Annotated in this window: 15 protein-coding genes; 7 read left to right on the top strand and 8 right to left on the bottom strand. The window is 69.1% G+C overall.

The genetic code is table 11. The features are described 5' to 3' along the window. Nucleotides 1–13 precede the first annotated feature (13 nt). Genes sufD through N7E59_RS00155 form a run of 3 tightly spaced genes read right to left on the bottom strand, consistent with a single transcriptional unit; the run spans nucleotide 14 to nucleotide 3,713 of the window. The gene (sufD, locus tag N7E59_RS00145; protein ID WP_261622887.1) at nucleotides 14–1,315 is read right to left on the bottom strand and encodes a Fe-S cluster assembly protein SufD; all 1,302 of its coding nucleotides are present in this window, start codon (nucleotides 1,313–1,315) and stop codon (nucleotides 14–16) included. A 56-nt stretch (nucleotides 1,316–1,371) separates the two neighbouring features. Next, nucleotides 1,372–2,829: a Fe-S cluster assembly protein SufB gene (gene sufB, locus N7E59_RS00150; RefSeq protein WP_261622888.1), complete on the bottom strand. Its 1,458-nt coding sequence runs from the start codon at nucleotides 2,827–2,829 to the stop codon at nucleotides 1,372–1,374. Further along, on the bottom strand, nucleotides 2,826–3,713 hold the full coding sequence (locus tag N7E59_RS00155) for a helix-turn-helix transcriptional regulator (RefSeq protein ID WP_261622889.1): 888 nt from the start codon (nucleotides 3,711–3,713) through the stop codon (nucleotides 2,826–2,828). Before N7E59_RS00155 ends, sufB begins: the two co-directional genes overlap by 4 nt. Before the next feature lie 150 nt (nucleotides 3,714–3,863). Between N7E59_RS00155 and N7E59_RS00160 the strand changes: the two genes are divergently transcribed. From N7E59_RS00160 to N7E59_RS00170, 3 genes are read left to right on the top strand one after another with little or no spacing between them, the layout of a single operon-like run. Then, nucleotides 3,864–4,805: an ABC transporter ATP-binding protein gene (locus tag N7E59_RS00160; RefSeq protein WP_261622890.1), complete on the top strand. Its 942-nt coding sequence runs from the start codon at nucleotides 3,864–3,866 to the stop codon at nucleotides 4,803–4,805. Then, the gene (locus N7E59_RS00165; RefSeq protein WP_261622891.1) at nucleotides 4,802–5,587 is read left to right on the top strand and encodes an ABC transporter permease; all 786 of its coding nucleotides are present in this window, start codon (nucleotides 4,802–4,804) and stop codon (nucleotides 5,585–5,587) included. The genes N7E59_RS00160 and N7E59_RS00165 overlap by 4 nt, the downstream gene beginning before the upstream one ends. After that, entirely contained in the window at nucleotides 5,578–6,633 is a 1,056-nt protein-coding gene (locus N7E59_RS00170; protein ID WP_261622892.1) for a COX15/CtaA family protein, read from the top strand. The genes N7E59_RS00165 and N7E59_RS00170 overlap by 10 nt, the downstream gene beginning before the upstream one ends. A 12-nt stretch (nucleotides 6,634–6,645) precedes the next feature. Here N7E59_RS00170 and N7E59_RS00175 read toward each other — a convergent pair whose 3' ends face one another. Together N7E59_RS00175 and N7E59_RS00180 are read right to left on the bottom strand one after the other, a co-directional pair. Continuing rightward, nucleotides 6,646–8,004, bottom strand: coding sequence for a beta-propeller fold lactonase family protein (locus tag N7E59_RS00175; RefSeq protein WP_261622893.1), 1,359 nt, complete (start codon nucleotides 8,002–8,004; stop codon nucleotides 6,646–6,648). Nucleotides 8,005–8,162: 158 nt separating this feature from the next. Further along, nucleotides 8,163–8,585 (bottom strand): RDD family protein, encoded by a 423-nt coding sequence (locus tag N7E59_RS00180; protein ID WP_261622894.1) that lies wholly within the window; start codon nucleotides 8,583–8,585, stop codon nucleotides 8,163–8,165. A 161-nt stretch (nucleotides 8,586–8,746) separates the two neighbouring features. Here N7E59_RS00180 and glnA (N7E59_RS00185) point away from each other — a divergent pair, with 161 nt between their 5' ends. Both glnA (N7E59_RS00185) and N7E59_RS00190 read left to right on the top strand, forming a co-directional pair. Further along, nucleotides 8,747–10,171 carry a type I glutamate--ammonia ligase gene (glnA, locus tag N7E59_RS00185; protein ID WP_261622895.1) on the top strand — a complete coding sequence of 475 codons (1,425 nt, stop codon included), beginning with the start codon at nucleotides 8,747–8,749 and terminating at the stop codon, nucleotides 10,169–10,171. 214 nt (nucleotides 10,172–10,385) lie between these two features. After that, the gene (locus tag N7E59_RS00190) at nucleotides 10,386–11,399 is read left to right on the top strand and encodes an LLM class flavin-dependent oxidoreductase (RefSeq protein ID WP_261622896.1); all 1,014 of its coding nucleotides are present in this window, start codon (nucleotides 10,386–10,388) and stop codon (nucleotides 11,397–11,399) included. Here the strand turns inward: N7E59_RS00190 and N7E59_RS00195 are convergent. Together N7E59_RS00195 and glnA (N7E59_RS00200) are read right to left on the bottom strand one after the other, a co-directional pair. Further along, a complete protein-coding gene (locus N7E59_RS00195) occupies nucleotides 11,381–14,560 on the bottom strand; it encodes a bifunctional [glutamine synthetase] adenylyltransferase/[glutamine synthetase]-adenylyl-L-tyrosine phosphorylase (protein ID WP_261622897.1) in 3,180 nt (1,059 codons plus the stop codon). The genes N7E59_RS00190 and N7E59_RS00195 overlap by 19 nt on opposite strands. A gap of 7 nt (nucleotides 14,561–14,567) precedes the next feature. After that, nucleotides 14,568–15,908, bottom strand: a complete 1,341-nt coding sequence (gene glnA / locus N7E59_RS00200; protein WP_261622898.1) for a type I glutamate--ammonia ligase — start codon at nucleotides 15,906–15,908, stop codon at nucleotides 14,568–14,570. 92 nt (nucleotides 15,909–16,000) lie between these two features. Between glnA (N7E59_RS00200) and panB the strand changes: the two genes are divergently transcribed. Further along, nucleotides 16,001–16,879, top strand: coding sequence for a 3-methyl-2-oxobutanoate hydroxymethyltransferase (gene panB / locus N7E59_RS00205; RefSeq protein ID WP_261622899.1), 879 nt, complete (start codon nucleotides 16,001–16,003; stop codon nucleotides 16,877–16,879). A gap of 36 nt (nucleotides 16,880–16,915) precedes the next feature. Here panB and N7E59_RS00210 read toward each other — a convergent pair whose 3' ends face one another. Further along, nucleotides 16,916–17,101 carry an SPOR domain-containing protein gene (locus tag N7E59_RS00210; protein ID WP_261622900.1) on the bottom strand — a complete coding sequence of 62 codons (186 nt, stop codon included), beginning with the start codon at nucleotides 17,099–17,101 and terminating at the stop codon, nucleotides 16,916–16,918. Nucleotides 17,102–17,299: 198 nt separating this feature from the next. Between N7E59_RS00210 and map the strand changes: the two genes are divergently transcribed. Next, nucleotides 17,300–18,202 (top strand): type I methionyl aminopeptidase, encoded by a 903-nt coding sequence (gene map / locus N7E59_RS00215; RefSeq protein WP_261622901.1) that lies wholly within the window; start codon nucleotides 17,300–17,302, stop codon nucleotides 18,200–18,202. Nucleotides 18,203–18,214: the final 12 nt, after the last annotated feature.

Here is an 18,214-nt window from a genome sequence, read left to right on the forward strand (position 1 = left end):
TCTGTGCGGCGGGTCAGAAGCCGGAGATCTGCAGCTCCGCCTCGAGTGCGTCTCGGAGCGAGTCCTGGATCTCCTCCACGTCGATCTTCTGGACGATCTCGTTGAGGAAGCCCCGGACCACCAGCTGGCGCGCCTCCTTCTCCGGGATGCCCCGGGCCATGAGGTAGAACAGGTGGTTCTCGTCGAAGCGTCCGGTCGAGGAGGCGTGGCCCGCACCCTCGATGAGACCGGTCTCGATCTCCAGATTGGGCACCGAGTCCGCGCGCGCACCGTCGGTGAGCACCAGGTTCTGGTTCTTCTCGTAGGAGTCGGTGCCCTCGGCCTCCTTGCGGATGAGGACGTCTCCGACCCACACGGTGCGTGCGGTCTCGCCCTGCAGGGCACCCTTGTAGAGGACGTTCGAGGAGTTCCGCGGCGTGTTGTGGTCCACGAAGGTGCGGTGCTCGATGTGCTGTCCGGAGTCGGCGAAGTACAGGCCGTACATCTCGGCCTCGGCGCCCTCCGCCGCATAGCGGAAGTTGGTGTTGAGCCGGACGACGTCACCGCCGAGGGAGACGCTGATGTGCTTGTAGCTGGCGTCCTTCCCGACCTCGGCGTCGTGCTGACCCAGGTGCACCGCGTCGTCGTCCCACCGCTGCAGCGAGATCACGCTGACCGAGGCACCCTCGGCGACCTTGGTCTCCACATTGCCGTTGAACGCGGCGCTGCCGCGGTGCTCGATCACGAACACGGCGCGAGCGTTGGGCTCGGCCTCCAGGACCATGTGGCTGTTCGCCCGTGCTCCGGCCTGCCGACCCGTGACGTCGATCCGGATCGGTTCGGCGACCTCGGTGCCGGCGGCGATCTTCACGTGGAGGGCCTGGTCCACCCGGCTGTACGCCACGGCCGCGGCCCGGTCGGCCGGCTGGAGCACCGTGCCGCGGGGGGCCTGGCCGTGGGCCAGGGTGGAGACCTCCACACCGGAGAGGCCTTCGGTGACCCGGTAGTCCACCGGCTCCCCGTCGGTGCCGGCGTCCTCCGTCGGAGCGTCGCTGAGCACGGCGCTGAGCTTCTTGAGCGGCGTGAAGCGCCACTCCTCCTCGGTCCCGGTCGGCTCGGGAAAGCCGGCGACGTCGAAGCCGGTGTGCCGATTCGCGCGGGATCCGGCGCCCGCCGTGACCTCGCGGGACTCGCCGAGTCCGCCGTGGCTGTGCTCCTCGGCCGTGTTGGTCTCGGCGGCGAGGTTCTCGCCCTCTTCAGTGAAGCCGGGGATGGAGATGCGGCGTTCGCCGACCTCCACTCCGGCGACTGCCTCCTTGGAAGGAGTATCGGTCATCGTGGTGTTCTCTTCCCTGTTCTTCGTCTGGTGGCCGTGTGGTCGTCGGGGGACGGTCAGCCGACCGACCCCTCCATCTGCAGCTCGATCAGTCGGTTGAGCTCCACGGCGTACTCCATGGGCAGCTCCCGGGCGATGGGCTCGATGAAGCCGCGCACGATCATCGCCATCGCCTCGTCCTCGGCCATGCCGCGGGACATCAGGTAGAACAGCTGCTCCTCGGAGACCTTGGACACCGTGGCCTCATGCCCGAGGGTGACGTCGTCCTCCCGGATGTCGATGTAGGGGTACGTGTCGGTCTTCGAGATCGTGTCGACCAGCAGCGCGTCGCAGACCACGGAGTTGGCCGCACCGGCCGCATTCTCGTTGATCTGCACGAGACCCCTGTACGAGGCCCGTCCACCGGAGCGTGCCACCGACTTCGAGACGATGGAGCTCGAAGTCCTCGGCGCCATGTGGACCATCTTCGAGCCCGTGTCCTGGTGCTGGTTCTCACCGGCGAAGGCCACCGACAGGGTCTCGCCCTTGGCGTGCTCACCGGTGAGGTAGACCGCCGGGTACTTCATGGTCACCTTGGAACCGATGTTGCCGTCGATCCACTCCATGGTTCCGCCGGCGTCGACGACGGCCCGCTTGGTGACCAGGTTGTACACGTTGGTCGACCAGTTTTGGATGGTCGTGTACCGCACACGGGCGTTCTTCTTGACCACGATCTCCACCACAGCCGAGTGCAGCGAGTCCGAGTCGTAGATCGGTGCCGTGCAGCCCTCGATGTAGTGGACGTAGGAGTCCTCGTCGGCGATGATCAGCGTCCGCTCGAACTGACCCATGTTCTCCGTGTTGATCCGGAAGTAGGCCTGCAGCGGGATCTCCACGTGCACGCCCTTGGGGACGTAGACGAAGGAGCCTCCGGACCACACCGCGGTGTTCAGTGCCGCGAACTTGTTGTCACCGACCGGGATGACCGAGCCGAAGTACTCCTCGAAGAACTCCGGGTGCTCCTTCAGCGCGGTGTCGGTGTCCATGAAGATGACGCCCTGAGCCTCGAGGTCCTCACGGATCTGGTGGTAGACGACCTCGGACTCGTACTGGGCGGCCACTCCGGCCACCAGGCGCTCCCGCTCGGCCTCCGGGATGCCGAGCTTCTCGTAGGTGTTGCGGATGTCCTCCGGGAGGTCCTCCCAGGTCCGCGCCTGGCCCTCGGTGGAGCGGACGAAGTACTTGATGTTGTCGAAGTCGATCTCCGAGAGGTCGGCGCCCCAGGTCGGCATGGGCTTGCGCTCGAAGTACTTCAGACCCTTCTTGCGCATCTTCAGCATCCACTCCGGCTCGTCCTTCTTGCCGGAGATGTCCTCGACGACATCGGTGTTCAGGCCGCGCTGGGCCTGGGATCCGGCCTCGTCGCTGTCGTGCCAGCCGTACTCGTACGCGCCGATCGCGTTGAGCTCCGGATTCTTCTCGAGGATCTCGGAGATCACGCCCGGGTCCTCCGTGCGGGGAATCTGTTCCGTCATGACAACCTCTCTTGTTGACGCGGGGAGATGATGATTCGTCGGCGTCCGACGCCGGGCACGCTGTCCGGTCCGGCGCGGCGGTCTTCTGTGTCCGGAGCGGAGCCGCTGCGGCGCCGCCCCTCCTCCGCGGCGAGCCGTTCGCGGCCCACCGGGACGTGTGTGGTGCAGACGTGCGCTCCCCCGGCCTGGGTGGAGAGCCGCCTGACGTCGACGTCGAGCAGACGTCCGATCATCTCTGTCTCCACCTCGCAGAACACCGGATGGGCCTCCGCTATTTCACGGATGGGGCAGTGGCCCTGGCACAGCTGGGTGGAGCGCATCGCCAACTGCGGGGCGTCTCGGCCCACATGGCGGGTGAATCCGGCGAAGCCGCGGTCGGCGAGCAGTCGTGCCAGCAGGTCGGTGCGATCGTCGAGGTCCTCGACCGCACGGAGCTGCGGCCCGCAGGTCTCCTCGAAGTCGGCGAAGTAGACCTGGGCCAGGGAACGAGCCCCGTCGTCCTCAGAGGTCCCACGGTCGCCGTCGCGGGCCCCCAGCAGGTCCAGGGCTCGGCGGGCCAGCGTGAGGTAGTCGTCCCCGAGCACGTCCTGACCGCGCTGGGAGATGACGTAGCGCCGCGACGGCCGACCGGCGCCCCGGCTGCGGGAGCTGACCTGCTTGACCTCCACGATGCCCTCCTGGGTCATCGCGTCCAGGTGGCGCCGGACGGCGGCGGCGGTGATGTCGAGGCGACGTCCGAGGGCGGCCGCACTGATCGGGCCCTCCTCGACGACGAGCTGGATGACCCGCTCGCGCGTGGACTGCTCCGCCTCACGACCGAGGTCCTCGCGATCGGCGTCGCCCGCCTCGGATCGCGCGGAGGACGTCGCGCCGTTCGAATACATGACTCCATCATGTCCTAATCGGAGGGCAGGCTTCCAGTAAGGTTCCCCTGCCCCACGCCTGCCCAGGGGCCTCGGCCCTCAGGCGGATCACGCCCGGGAGCGCCGCGCAATCGGCGGCCCGAGGCCGCGGGGCGACTGTAGAATGGGCCGGTGCCTCCGAACCCCCTGTGCCTCAGCATGCGCGATGTGCGCTACGCCGTCGGCGCCGCAGGCTCGGGGTCCGGAGTCCGGGAGATCCTCCACGGTGTGGACCTGACGGCGCGCTGCGGAGAGGTCACCGTACTGCTGGGACCGAACGGCGCGGGGAAGACCACGACGCTGGGGTGCGCCCAGGGACTGCTGAGACCCTCGCACGGCACGGTGCGGCTCCTCGACGAACATCCCTACCGGGCCGGGGCCGGCCTGCGGGCCCGCGTCGGCGTCATGCTGCAGGACGGAGGCCTTCCCCAGTCCGTCCGTCCTCGGACGCTGCTGCATCACGTCGCCCGCCTCCATCGGAACCCCTGGCCGGTGGACGACCTGGTCGCACGGCTTGAGATGGACTCCTTCGTCGACACCGCACCGCGGCGCCTCTCCGGGGGTCAGCGCCAACGGGTCGCCCTCGCCGCCAGTCTGGTCGGCCGACCCGAAGCGGTCTTCCTGGACGAGCCCTCGGCCGGCCTCGACCCACAGTCCCGCCGGATGGTCTTCGAGCTGATCGAGGAGCTTCGACGACGGGGGCTGGGTATCGTTCTGACCACGCACCTGCTGGAGGAGGCCCAGCGGCTCGCCGACGTCGTCCACATCCTCAAGGACGGCCGGGTGGTGCGCAGCGGCACGGTCGCCGAACTCACCGGAGGCGACCACGAACGGCGACTGTCCTTCGTCCTTCCGCGCACCCTGACCGCTGAGGAGCTCAGCGCCGCACCGGCGACCCTGGACCGCCGGGACGGAAACCGTCCCGGCGCCCGATGGACCGCACGCGGGGTCTCGACCCCGGCGGACCTGAGCGCGCTCACCACCTGGTGGGAGCACATCGACATGATGCCCGGTGAGGTCAGCTTCGAGTCACGGTCCCTGGAGGACGTCTTCTGGGAGGTGTCAGCCTCATGACGACTCCGACCCGCCTCCGCTCCGAACCTGCCCAGGAGCCCCCGATCTCCCGGCCGGCCCCGCTGGCACGTCGCGTCCTGGCGCACGGCTTCTATGAGACCGGCAACGTCCTGCGCAACGGCGAGCAGCTGCTGGTCTCACTCATCCTGCCGATCCTCGTGCTGTTCGGCGCGCATCGGCTCGACCTGCTCTCCGGCGCCGACGTGCCGGGGATCGACCTCATCACCCCCGGTGTGCTCGCACTGGCGGTCATGGCCTCGGCGTTCACCGGGCAGGGCATCGCCACCGGATTCGAGCGTCAGTACGGAGTCCTGGCCTACCTCTCGACCACGCCCCTGGGTCCGGTCGGCCTGATCCTCGGAAAGGCCGTGGCCGTGATGGGCGTGGTCCTCCTGCAGCTGCTGGTGATCGGTGCGGTCGGACTGGCCCTGGGATGGTCGCCGGAGCCCGGAGGGCTGATCTGGCTGGTCCTGGGGCTGGTCACGGGAGCCGCCGCGTTCACGGCGCTGGGACTGCTGCTGGCCGGCACCGTCCGCGCGGAGGCCACGCTGGCGGTGACCAACGTCGTCTGGGTGCTGCTGGGGGCCGTGGGAGGCAGCGTCTTCCCCCTGTCCCACGACGGCGCCGGCGCCCTGCTCCTGGCTCTCCCCTCGGCGGCGCTCGGCGAGACGCTGCGCACCGCCGCGATGACCGGCGCCGCCGCGCCGATCCCCCTGCTCATCCTGGCGGGCTGGACGATGCTCGCCGTCCTCGCTGCACGAAGGTGGTTCCGATGGCGATGAACTCCCCCGCACCCCGCTCATCCGACACAGCCCGCTCCGCCGACCGCACCGGCGGCCTCCTCGGAGCTGTGATGCCCGACAGGATCACGCGCTGGACCCGGCTGATCGCCCTGCTGACGCTGATCAGCAACACCGGCATCATCCTCACCGGCGGTGCCGTGCGGCTGACGGCCTCCGGGCTGGGATGCCCGGAATGGCCCCGCTGCACCCCCGAGTCATGGACCTCCACGCAGGAGATGGGCATGCACGGGGCGATCGAGTTCGGCAACCGCCTGCTGACGTTCGTGCTGGTCGTCATCTCCATACTCATGTTCCTCGCCGTCGTCCGGCTCTGGACCAGCCACCGCAGCCTGGTGGTGATGACCCTGCTCGTCGTCGCCGGCATCCCGGTCCAGGCGCTCATCGGCGGGGTCACCGTGTGGACGGACCTCAATCCGTGGGTCGTCGGCCTGCACTTCATCGTCTCCGCCGGCCTGGTGATGGTCGCGACCATGCTGCTGGCGCGCGTCTCCCTGGAGCTCCGTGCCGGCGGACGCACCGGAGTCCCCCTCGTCGACGGTGAGACCGATGCGGTCTCCCGCTCCATGGCCTCGGCCGTCCTCCTCACCGCTGCGGCGGCGGTGATCCTCGGGACCATCGTCACCGGTACCGGTCCGCACGCCGGGGACCCGATCGCCCCGCGCCACGAGTTCACCCCCGAGCTGGTCACCCGGCTCCACGTCGTGCCCGTATGGGTGCTGTGCGCCGCACTGGTGGTGCTGGTGCTCCGCCAGATCCGACTGCGCACCTCGTCCCGCCAACGCTCCGCCGTCCTGCTCACGGTGCTGGCCGTGGTGGCCCAGGGTGTGATCGGCTACGTCCAGCACTTCACCGGACTGCCCCTGCTGCTGGTCTGGCTGCACATGCTGGGCTCGGCGCTGGTGGTGATCACTGCGACCATGGTCTGGGACCGCTACCGGGCCGGATATACGACCCGCGGGCTCGACGGCGCCGCGGCGGCGCCGAGGACGACGGCGACGTACGCCCCACACGGATCCGGGGACTGACCCCTCTCCGGCTCAGTCTTCGTCCTCGTCCGCGGCTTCCTCCTCGGCTTCGTCCTCGCCTTCGCCCGTGTCGTCGAACACGGTGAGGCTGCCGGCATAGTCCGCGACCCACACCGTCTCCGTGGTGGGTTCGTAGGTCACGCCGACCGGCATGCCGCCGGTGGTTTCGCGCTGGATCTCCTCCATGGTCTCGGCGTCGAACTTGGAGACGGTGTCCTCGTCGTAGTTGACCACGTAGAGCGCGGTGCCGTCGGCCGAGATCGCCATGGACCGCGGCTCCTGCCCGGTGGTGACCTCATCCACGACCTCACCTGACGCGGGATCGATCTTCAGCAGTCGGTCGGCTCCGGCGACGGTGAGGTACATGGCCTCACCGGACTCGTCGAGCACCAGGTGGCGCGGCCGCTCGCCCGTGGTGAACGCCACCTCCGACTCACCGCTGTCGAGGTCGACACGGTAGACCTCGTCCGCGTACATGGCGGTGACGTAGGCGGTGGTCTGGTCGGGCAGGACGACGATGCCCCGCGGCATGGAGTTCAGGGGGATCTGTTCGGTCTCCCGGGCCGTCTCCGTGTCGACGACCGAGAGCGAGCGGTCGCACCAGTTCGAGACGAGCAGCGTGGAGTCGTCGGGGCTGAGGGCCACGTACTTGGGCACGCGACCCACCTCGATGACCTGGTCCCAGTCCTCCTCCTCGACGGAGTACCGGTAGACCACCGACTCGGCGATGGCCTCGCCCGAGGCGCAGTCGTCCTCCGCCGGGGCACCGACTCCGGTGAGCTGGTACTGGGAGACGTAGGCGTACTGCCCGTCGGAGGTCCAGACGGCCTCCACCGGGGCGCCGGTGATCTCTCCCGAGACGTCCTCCACATCGAAGTCGCCGGCGTCGACGGTGTCGTCCAGGGTCTGAGTCAGCTCACGGGACTCGGCGTCGTAGAGGGTGACGGTGTGGCGATACATCATGTTGTTCGCGATGACCGTGCCGTCACCGCTGGCGACGACCGACTTCGGACTGATGTCCCCGGTGACGGTCTCCGCATGCGACATCCGGGTCTCGGCGGAGGCGGGGCCCTCGGGCCCGTCGCTCTCATCCTCGCCCTCGTCGTCGTGAGCGGACTGGTCGTCCTCCTCAGACTGCTCGGCAGAAGACTCCGCCGCCTCGTCGGAGCCGCCCTGATCCTCGGACTCCTGCCCGTCGGCGTCATCGGGCTCCGAGGCCGCGTCCTCGTCCGAGCCCCCTCCGCCGCAGGCGCTCAGCACCAGCGCGGCTGCCGCGGCGACCGTCGCGGCCGAGGTCAGCACGCCGGCCCGAGGCCGACCTTGCACTGATGCGACGCCGTCCCCGATGCGCCGCGCGACTTCCCGTCCCATGCCCCGCCCCCGTCCTCGCCCGCGCGAGCCGCAGGCCCGCGCCGGTCACATGCCGTCCCACGCCCCCGCGTCGTCGCCCCGGCGCCGTGGACGGCCGATATGTCAGGAGTGAGTCTATGCGCAGACGCTGTCGATGCCCAGAGGGCGACGACGGCGCATCACATGCGGATCTCCATAGTCCCGGCGGCACGGTCGTGGAGGCACCTGCCGTCCGGGGCGGGGATCAGCGCCGGGATGACCAGCAGGAGCAGACCGGTGCGTACGGCGGCCCAGAGCGGTCCGGGCACACGGTGTCCGCGGACCACCTGGATCCGCACCAGCCGCTTCCCGATGGTCACACCGAGCAGGCCGATGAGGATGATGTGCATCGCGACGAACAGGATGAGCGTCGCGATGGGGTCGCCCTCGAAGAAGCCCGCGGAGATGAGCATCGCGAGGCCCCAGTCGATGAGCAGGGCGAGGACCCGGCGTCCGAAGCCGGTGATGCTGCCGGGCCCGGTCTCCGGCAGGCCCAGCCGCTGACCGGGCCAGGCGTCGCCGAGGTCTCCGGAATCGCGGGAGGGATCGTCTCGGGTGGGCACGAAGACCAAGCCTACTGCGCCGCGTGCGGGGATCGTCGCTGTTGTTACACGCCTGAAACATCAGCGTCACGGTGCTGAAACGGGATTCTCGATAGTCTGGAGGACAGTGGGCGACGCCCCGGCGACGTCCTTCACTGACGATCACACGAGGAGCAGAACACATGTTCAGCAGCCCTGACGAAGTCCTGAAGTTCATCCAGGAGGAGGACGTGAAGTTCGTGGACGTGCGGTTCACGGACCTCCCCGGCAGCCAGCACCACTTCAACGTGCCGGCCAAGACCGTCGACGAGGACTTCTTCGAGGACGGCCAGCTGTTCGACGGCTCCTCGATCCGCGGGTTCCAAGGCATCGCCGAATCCGACATGCAGCTGATCCCGGACGTCGCCACGGCGTTCGTCGACGAGTACCGGGTCGAGAAGACCCTGGCCATGAACTTCTCCATCGTGAATCCGCGCACCGGGGAGCCGTACCACCGCGACCCGCGGGGCATCGCGCAGAAGGCCGAGGAGTACCTGGCCTCCTCCGGCATCGCCGACACCGCCTTCTTCGCACCCGAGGCCGAGTTCTTCCTCTTCGACGACATCACGTGGCGCTCCTCCCCCCAGGAGTCGTACTACTCCATCGGTGCGGTCGAGTCCGACGGCGGCCCCGACGAGACGCTGACCGGCCAGAGCCTGGGCCACAAGCTCGCCGTCAAGGGCGGGTACTTCCCCGTGTCCCCCCAGGACAAGTCCTCCGAGGTCCGCGACGCGATCTGCATGGCGCTCGACCGCGCCGGACTCGAGGTCGAACGGTCCCACCACGAGGTCGGCGCCCCGGGTCAGCAGGAGATCAACTACAAGTTCAACACCCTGGTGCACTCCGCCGACGACCTGCAGAAGTTCAAGTACATCGTGAAGAACACCGCCCTGGAGTTCGGCAAGTCCGCCACGTTCATGCCGAAGCCGGTCTTCGGCGACAACGGTTCCGGCATGCACTGCCACCAGTCGCTGTGGAACGACGGCGAGCCCCTGTTCTACGACGAGAAGGGCTACGCGAACCTGTCCGACACCGCCCGCTGGTACATCGGCGGCCTGCTGAAGCACGCCTCCGCCGTGCTGGCGTTCACCAACCCGACGGTGAACTCGTACCGCCGTCTGGTCAAGCACTTTGAGGCACCAGTCAACATGGTCTACTCGCAGGGCAACCGCTCGGCCGCGATCCGCATCCCGATCACCGGGTCGAACCCGAAGGCAAAGCGCCTGGAGTTCCGTGCCCCGGACGCCGCGTCGAACCCGTACCTGGCGTTCGCCGCCCAGCTGATGGCCGGCCTCGACGGCATCCGCAACCGCATCGAGCCGGCGGAGCCGATCGACAAGGACCTCTACGAGCTGCCGCCGGAGGAGGCCGCAGACATCCAGAAGGCCCCGGGAACGCTCGACGAGGCGCTCGAAGCACTGGAGGAGGACTACGAGTTCCTCCTCGAGGGCGACGTGTTCACCGAGGACCTGATCCGCACCTGGATCGAGTACAAGCGCGAGGAGGAGATCCTCCCGCTGAACCTGCGTCCGAACCCCTACGAGTTCGAGCTGTACTACAGCATCTGATCCCTCATACCGGCAGGTTCCGGCACCCGGTCCGGCACACAGGCCCCCGCTCCGAATGCGACTCGGAGCGGGGGCCTGTTCCGTCCTTCATCGGAGTGAGGCCGAGAGGGCGCACCCCGGGGCGTCGGAATGACGACCGCCGACCCCGCGTTGCACCGAAGGTCCCCGTCGCGGCCGCCGCGACCCTCCCGACCGCTCTGGAGCGTGATCCCCCGTGCCGGCAACCCGTCCGCTGTCGCTGCTGGACCTGGCCACCGTCCGTTCAGAGGACACCATCGCGGAGGCGTTCGACCGCAGCCGCCGACTGGCCCGGACCGCCGACGGGCTCGGCTACACCCGAATCTGGTTCGCCGAGCACCACAACATGCCCCACATCGCGTCCTCGGCCACCGCACTGATGATCCAGCACATCGCCGCGGCCACGGAGAACCTGCGGGTCGGCGCCGGCGGCATCATGCTCCCCAACCATGCGCCGCTGACCGTCGCCGAGCAGTTCGGCACCTTGGAGACCCTCTTCCCCGACCGGATCGACCTCGGCCTCGGACGTGCCCCCGGCACCGATCCGCCCACCATGCGCGCGCTGCGACGCGACGGCTCCGAGGCGCAGCACTTCGAACAGGACGTCCTCGAACTCAACGGCTACCTGAGCGGCTTCTCCAGGATCCCCGGCGTCAACGCCTACCCGGGGCTGCGCACCCACGTGCCCCTCTACATCCTGGGCTCCTCACTGTTCGGCGCACAGCTCGCGGCCAAGCTCGGGCTCCCCTACGCCTTCGCCTCGCACTTCGCACCGCAGATGCTCTCCGAGGCCGCCCAGTCCTACCGGGCACACTTCGACGCGAGCAACAGCCTGCTCGGGCCCGACGCCGAACCGCACTTCATCGCGGCGGCCAACGTCGTCGCCGCCGACGAGGAGGAGGCCGCGCTCGACCAGCGGCGGCGCGCCGAGGACGGATGGATCCGTGCCATGCTGGGCCGCGGACGCCGTCTGAGCGACGAGGACGTCACCGCTCTGCGTGACCACCCGGCCGGACAGCAGGTGCTCGGCATGCTCTCCGAGACCTCGGCCGGCACCGCGGACCAGGTGACCGCCTGGCTCGACGCGTTCGGCGACCGGGTCGGGGCCGACGAACTGATCCTCGTCAACCTCGCTCCGGAGGAGCAGGCCAAGCACCGAACCCTGGAGCTGCTCGCCCCGGTGCCGCAGCCTCAGTCGACCTCACCGTAGAAGAGGCGCTCATAGACCTGGCGGCATCGACGAGTCGTGCGCAGATAGTGCTCCTCGAAGGTCGCCGCTCCCCCGGCGCCGAATCCGCACCACCTCGCGACGGCCTCCAGATCCCGACGCGACGACGGCAGGACGTCGGAAGTCTTCCCGGTCCAGATCTTGACCGCGCTGCGCACCCGGGTGCACAGACGCCACGCGTCGGCGAGCGTCTCGGCGTCCTCGGCGGCGACGAGCTCCATCTGCACCATCGCCTCCAGAGCCGGCAGGGTCGACGGCGTACGGAGCTCGGGGTACTCCTCCGCGTCCTCGAGCTGGATCAGCTGCACCAGCCACTCGACGTCGGAGAGCCCGCCGCGGCCCAGCTTCACATGCCGCGACGGGTCGGCTCCCCGCGGCAGCCTCTCTGACTCCACACGCGCCTTGATCCTGCGGATCTCACGGATCTGCCCGCTGCTGGGAGCCGGGCCGTACCGCACCTCGTCGACGATGCCCATGAACTCGGCCGCCAGGTCGTCCGAGCCGGCCACCGGTCGGGCGCGCAGGAGGGCCTGGCGCTCCCAGACCTCCATCCATCGCCGGTAGTACTCCCGATAGGACTCCACCGACCGGGACAGCGGGCCCTTCCGGCCCTCCGGTCGGAGGTCGGCGTCGACCTGCAGCGGGTATTCGCCCTTCACGGCGGGCTTGGTGGGGCGCTGCAGCAGGGCGGTCAGCCGTGCCGCGAGCTTCTGGGCCTGCTCGTCGGCGACGGAGGAGTCCGCGCCCTCCACCGCCCGATGGACGAACAGCGCGTCCATGTCGGACCCGTAGGAGATCTCAGCACCGCCCTGGCGGCCCATCGCCACCACGAGGAAGTCGATGTGGCGCCCGTCCTCGGCGAAGATCTCGTTCTCAGCGACCCGCAGCGCACCCAGGGTCGCGGCACGGTCCACCTCGGCCAGGGCTCCGCCGACCTGCTCCTGGTCCAGCAGCCCGGAGGCGTCGGCGACGGCGATGCGGAGGATCTCCCGCTGCCGGACCAGACGGGTCAGCCGGATCGCGTTCTGACCGTCGTCCTTCTCATGACGGTCCAGCTGCGAGGAGACCTCCTGCCAGAGCTGTTCGAAGCGGCGCGGCGTCAGCGAGGAGTCGTCCCCCAGCCAGCGGGCCGACTCCGGCGAGTGCTCCAGCAGGTCGGCGATGAACCGCGAACTGGAGAGGATGTGGCTCAGCCGCTCCGCCGCGACCGAGGAGTCGCGCAGCATCGTCAGGTACCACGGGCTCTGACCGAGGGACTCGCTGAGCCGGCGGAAGGCCAGCAGGCCCCCGTCGGGGTCCACGCCGTCGGCGAACCAGCCGAGCATCATCGGCAGGATCCGGCGACGCACCGTCGCCCGTCGGGTCACCCCGGAGGTCAGAGACTCGATGTGCCGCATCGCCGACCGGGTGTCGGCGTAGCCCAGAGCGGCCAGCCGGTCCTGCGCCGCCTCCGAGGAGAGCCGGACCTCGTCGTCGGAGAGCACCGCTGTGGTGGACAGCAGGGGACGATAGAAGATCTGTTCGTGGAAGGAGGCCACCTCCCGCCGGACGCGGCGCCACTCCTTCTGCAGATCCTCCGCCGCAGGGCGCTTCCGCATGCCGGGCGGTGCGGCGGCCAGCGCCAGGGCGCGCAGGTCTTCGTCCCGTCGCGGGAACAGGTGGGTCCTGCGCATCTGTGACATCTGCACGCGGTGCTCCCACAGACGCAGCCGTCGGTAGCAGGCGGACATGGCCTCCTGGTCCTTCGACGCCATGTACTCCCCGCGCGCCAACCTGTCCACCGCCGTGAGGGTGTCCCGCACCTGCAGCGTCTCGTCGACCCGCCCGTGGACCAGCTGCAGCAGCTGGACGGTGAACTCGATGTCCCGCAGCCCGCCGGATCCGAGCTTGATCTCCCGGTCCACCTCGGCATCGGGGATGTGCTCGAAGACCCGGCGACGCATCCGCTGGACGTTCTCGACGAAGCCCTCCTGCTGCGAGGAGGTCCAGACCTGGGGCCAGATCGCCTCGATGTAGTCGTCCCCGAGCCGGCGGCTCCCGGCGACGGGACGGGCTTTGAGCAGCGCCTGGAACTCCCAGCCGTGGGCCCACCTCCGGTAGTACTCACGGTGGGAGTCCAGCGTCCGGGAGAGCGGCCCGTCCTTCCCCTCGGGGCGCAGGTTGGCGTCGACCTCCCAGAGCCCCGGCTCCGGGGCCGCGGAACCGATGATCCTCGTCAGTCCCCCGGCCAGGGCGATCGCGGTCTCGGAGAGGAGTCCGGCGTCGACGTCATCCGGTCCGCGGTGGACGTAGATCACGTCGACGTCGGAGATGAAGTTGAGCTCGCGGGCACCGCACTTGCCCATGCCGATGACCGCGAACTCGATCCGTTCGGCGAGGGTGCGGCCGGACTCGGACTCCTCGCCTCGGCGCTCTCTGTCCCGCCGTTCGGCACGAGCCACGGCCAGGGCCGCGTCGAGGGCCGCTGCGGCCAGGTCCGAGAGCTGATGGGACACCAGGGGCTGGTAGGCCAGCGGGTCTTCGGCGCAGAGGTCCCGCAGCGCCAGAGCGGTGATCTCCCGCCGGTAGGCGATGCGCAGCGCGACCGTGGCGTCCTTGACCGTGAAGTCGTCGTCTAGGGCCGCCGTCGGAGGGACGGCGTCGTCATCCTCGTCACCGTCCCTGCCGCCGTCCCCGTCACCGTCGCCGCCCGCGGCGTCGGCGCGGACGGCTGAGAGCAGCCGACGTCGCAGCTCCTCGGATGCGACCGTCTCGGGCACACTGATGCTGTGACCGTCCTCGACCTCCGAGACATGACGTCCCGGATCGGCCTCGGTGACCAGGTCGACGTGATCGGGCCGACGGATCAGGAACTCCCCCAGCGCCTGGGAGGCTCCCAGCAGCCGGATGAGCGGCACCGCATCGGCGTAGTGGTCCTCTCCGTCGTCGGTGAAGACGGAGCGGACGGCATCGGCCCGTTCGAGGAGCCGGATCAGCAGAAGGAGGGCCTGGTCCGGGTTGGCCGCCTCGCGCATCGTCGTCAACAGGCGCGAGGCGTCCAAGTCTCGGAGCTGGTCGTCGTCCAGGAAGGAGGCCGCCCTGTCGAGCTCCTGGAAGCCGGCGGCGATGAGTGCACGCCGGGAGGTCTGGGTGCTCTCACTCATGACGTGCTCAGATCTGACCGAGGTACCGCTGGATCTCGTACGGTGAGACGTTGACCCGGTAGTCGTCCCATTCCGCCTGCTTGTTGCGCAGGAGGTTCTCGAAGACCTGCTCGCCGAGCACCTCGGCCACCAGCTCGGAGTCCTCCGTCTGGCGGATCGCATCGTGCAGGGTGCCCGGGAGCGGCTTGATCCCCATCGCCTTGCGCTCGGCGGTGGTCAGCGACCACACGTCCTCAGTGATGGCGTCCGGCAGCTCGTACTCCTCCTGGATCCCCTTCAGCCCGGCGCCGATCACCACGGCATAGGCCAGGTAGGGATTCGCCGCAGAGTCGATGCCGCGGAACTCCACCCGCGCCGACCCGCCCTTGGTGGGCTTGTACAGCGGCACCCGCATGAGGGCGGAGCGGTTGTTGTGGCCCCAGGAGATGTGCGACGGCGCCTCTCCCCCGCCCCACAGCCGCTTGTACGAGTTGACGAACTGGTTGGTCACCGACGTGAACTCGGCCGCGTGGGTCAGGACGCCGGCGATGAACTGCCGGGCGATCTTCGACAGGTTGAACTCGGCGTTGGGCGCATAGAACGCGTTGGCGTCACCCTCGAAGAGGCCGAAGTGGGTGTGCATCCCCGAACCGGGGTGCTCGGTGAAGGGTTTTGGCATGAACGTGGCGTACTTGCCCTGCATCACCGCGACCTCCTTGATCACGGTGCGGAAGGTCATGATGTTGTCCGCCGTGGTCAGGGCGTCGGCGTAGCGCAGGTCGATCTCGTTCTGACCGGGGCCGGCCTCGTGGTGGCTGAACTCCACCGAGATCCCGACGGCCTCGAGCATGGAGACCACGTGGCGGCGGAAGTCCTGGCTCACGCTTCCGGTGACGTGGTCGAAGTACCCGGCGCGGTCCACCGGCACCGGGACTCCGTCGGAGTCGATGGTCTCGGAGTCCAGCAGGTAGAACTCGATCTCCGGGTGGGTGTAGCAGGTGAAGCCCATGTCGGCGGCGCGGTCCAGCTGCCGCCGCAGCACGGCGCGGGGATCGGCCGCCGCGATCTCCTGGTCCGGGGTGAGGATGTCGCAGAACATCCGCGAGGTGGGCTCCTCCTCGCTGCGCCAGGGCAGGATCTGGAAGGTGCTGGGGTCGGGGCGCAGGAGCATGTCGGACTCGAAGACCCGGGAGAACCCCTCGATGGAGGACCCGTCGAATCCGAGGCCTTCGCTGAACACGCCCTCCACCTCGGCGGGGGCCAGAGCGACCGACTTCAGCGAGCCGACGACGTCGGTGAACCACAGCCGCACGAAGCGGACGTCCCGCTCCTCGATGGTGCGCAGTACGAATTCCTGCTGTCGGTCCATGCCGTGCCGCCTTCCGCTCGCCCGTCTCACGCATCGTCGTCCGGCTCCACTCTACCCACCGGGGTCCGCGGCTGTGCCGGTACCCTGAGGACATGTCCACTGATCAGCCTGCCCCCTACGGCGGTGCCGACTCCGGCGCCGCCCGACCCTCCGGAACCACGCCGGAGCCGCTGACTCCGGCCCGTGTGCGCACCGTGCACCTGCAGCGGTGCAAGGACCGCGGAGAGCGGTTCTCGATGCTCACCTCCTACGATGCCATGACCGCCGAGATCTTCGACGAGACCGGCATCGAGGTGCTCCTGGTCGGCGACTCGGCGGCCAACGTGGTGCTGGGTCGGGAGTCGACGCTGCGGATCTCCCTGGAGGAGATGATCGTCTTCACCTCGGCCGTGGTGCGGTCGGTGTCACGGGCCATGGTGGTCGTCGATGCTCCGTTCGGCACCTATGAGGCCTCCCCGGAGCAGGCGGTCGGATGCGGGGTCCGCCTGATGAAGGAGTCCGGCGCCCATGCGGTGAAGGTCGAGGCCGACGCGTCGATGGCCGACCACGTGCGGGCCATGGTCTCCGCCGGGATCCCCGTGATGGCCCATGTGGGCTTCACGCCCCAGTCCGAGCATGCCCTGGGCGGCTACCGGATCCAGGGCCGCGGCGAGAGCGGCTCCCAGGTGCTGGAGGACGCCCTGGCCCTCGAGGCGGCGGGCGCCTTCGCCGTGCTGCTGGAGATGGTCCCCGCCGACGTCGCCGCCGAGGTCGATCAGAGGCTGAGCGTCCCGACCATCGGCATCGGCGCCGGGGGTGCGACCACGGGCCAGGTCCTGGTGTGGCAGGACATGCTGGGGCTGACATCCGGCCGGGTGCCGAAGTTCGTCCGACAGTACGCCGACCTGCGCGCCACCATGACCGAGGCCGTGCGGACGTACCGGGACGAGGTCCGCAGCGGGGAGTTCCCCACCGATCAGCACGTCTACTGAGCCTCTGCTGAGCCTCTGCTGAGCGGGGCGGCCGGGTCAGTCGTCCTCGTCGGCCTCGTCGGCCTCGTCGGCCTCGTCCCAGGCTTCGTTGTTCGCCCGGACCTGCTGCATGGCCTGAGCGGCCTCCTCGCGCGTCGGATAGGGACCCAGCAGCTTCGACCAGCTGGACTGCTGTCCCTCTTCGACCTGACCGGTCTGCACGTTGTACCAGTACTCAGCCATCGCGGCTCCTCCTCCGTCGTCGGTCCGGCGGCTCTCAGCGCCAGACTACCCCTCCGCATCCCACACCCCATGCGTCTACCCCGGATGCACACGTCCCCCGCAGAGGGACGGGGGACGTGTGCATCCTGGGTAGACGCGAAGACGGGTCGGCGGGCGTGAGGTGGCCGGAGAACCCTCGCGCTGGCTACGATGACGGACATGTCTTCCGTCGCCTCCGCCACCGCTCCGATCGGCACTCTGACCAAGGGCACGGTGAGTCCGGAACGGCCGGTCCCGGCCGAGATCGAACGCCCGAACTACGTGGGCCTCGACGCTCCGCCGAAGTACACCGGAGAGGACGCCTACGACGCCGAGACCGTCGAGCGCATCCGTCGCGCCGGTCGACTCGCGGCCGACTGCATGGTCGCCACCGCGGAGCTGATCCGTCCGGGCGTGACCACCGACGAGCTCGACGCCTTCGCCCACGAGTACCTCACCTCCCGCGGGGCCTACCCCTCCTGCCTGGGCTACCGGGGCTTCCCCAAGGCCATCTGCACCTCGATCAACGAGGTCATCTGCCACGGCATCCCGGACTCGACCGTCCTGAACGACGGGGACATCGTCAACATGGACATCACCGCCTACATCGACGGCGTCCACGGCGACCACAACCGCACCTTCCTCGTCGGCGACGTGGACGAGGAGTCCCGGCTGCTGGTCGAGCGGACCCATGAGGCGATGATGCGCGGGGTCAGGGTCGTGAAGCCCGGCCGTCCCATCAACGTGATCGGACGCGCCATCGAGTCCTACGCCAAGCGGTTCGGCTACGGAGTCGTCCAGGAGTTCATCGGCCACGGGGTCGGGAAGGCCTTCCACACCGGACTGGTCATCCCCCACTACGACGCCGCCCCTGACTACGCCCAGCCGATGGAGCCGGGGATGGTGTTCACCATCGAACCGATGCTCACCCTGGGCACCCGCCACTTCGACATGTGGTCCGACGGGTGGACCGCCGTCACCCGAGACCGGCGGCGCACCGCCCAGTTCGAGCACACCCTGGTGGTCACCGAGACCGGTGCGGACATCCTGACCCTGCCCACGTCGGAGACCGTCGGCGACTGATCCGGCGCGCAG

The organism is Nesterenkonia marinintestina, assembly GCF_025420485.1.
Classification (GTDB): Bacteria; Actinomycetota; Actinomycetes; order Actinomycetales; family Micrococcaceae; genus Nesterenkonia; species Nesterenkonia marinintestina.

What these genes read in the sequence shown, in the direction of transcription:
- sufD (WP_261622887.1), bottom strand. Translation starts at nt 1,315, where the DNA reads ATGACCGATACTCCTTCCAAGGAGGCAGTCGCCGGAGTGGAGGTCGGC.
- sufB (WP_261622888.1), bottom strand. Translation starts at nt 2,829, where the DNA reads ATGACGGAACAGATTCCCCGCACGGAGGACCCGGGCGTGATCTCCGAG.
- N7E59_RS00155 (WP_261622889.1), bottom strand. Translation starts at nt 3,713, where the DNA reads ATGTATTCGAACGGCGCGACGTCCTCCGCGCGATCCGAGGCGGGCGAC.
- N7E59_RS00165 (WP_261622891.1), top strand. Translation starts at nt 4,802, where the DNA reads ATGACGACTCCGACCCGCCTCCGCTCCGAACCTGCCCAGGAGCCCCCG.
- N7E59_RS00170 (WP_261622892.1), top strand. Translation starts at nt 5,578, where the DNA reads ATGGCGATGAACTCCCCCGCACCCCGCTCATCCGACACAGCCCGCTCC.
- N7E59_RS00175 (WP_261622893.1), bottom strand. Translation starts at nt 8,004, where the DNA reads ATGGGACGGGAAGTCGCGCGGCGCATCGGGGACGGCGTCGCATCAGTG.
- glnA (WP_261622895.1), top strand. Translation starts at nt 8,747, where the DNA reads ATGTTCAGCAGCCCTGACGAAGTCCTGAAGTTCATCCAGGAGGAGGAC.
- N7E59_RS00195 (WP_261622897.1), bottom strand. Translation starts at nt 14,560, where the DNA reads ATGAGTGAGAGCACCCAGACCTCCCGGCGTGCACTCATCGCCGCCGGC.
- glnA (WP_261622898.1), bottom strand. Translation starts at nt 15,908, where the DNA reads ATGGACCGACAGCAGGAATTCGTACTGCGCACCATCGAGGAGCGGGAC.
- panB (WP_261622899.1), top strand. Translation starts at nt 16,001, where the DNA reads ATGTCCACTGATCAGCCTGCCCCCTACGGCGGTGCCGACTCCGGCGCC.
- N7E59_RS00210 (WP_261622900.1), bottom strand. Translation starts at nt 17,101, where the DNA reads ATGGCTGAGTACTGGTACAACGTGCAGACCGGTCAGGTCGAAGAGGGA.
- map (WP_261622901.1), top strand. Translation starts at nt 17,300, where the DNA reads ATGTCTTCCGTCGCCTCCGCCACCGCTCCGATCGGCACTCTGACCAAG.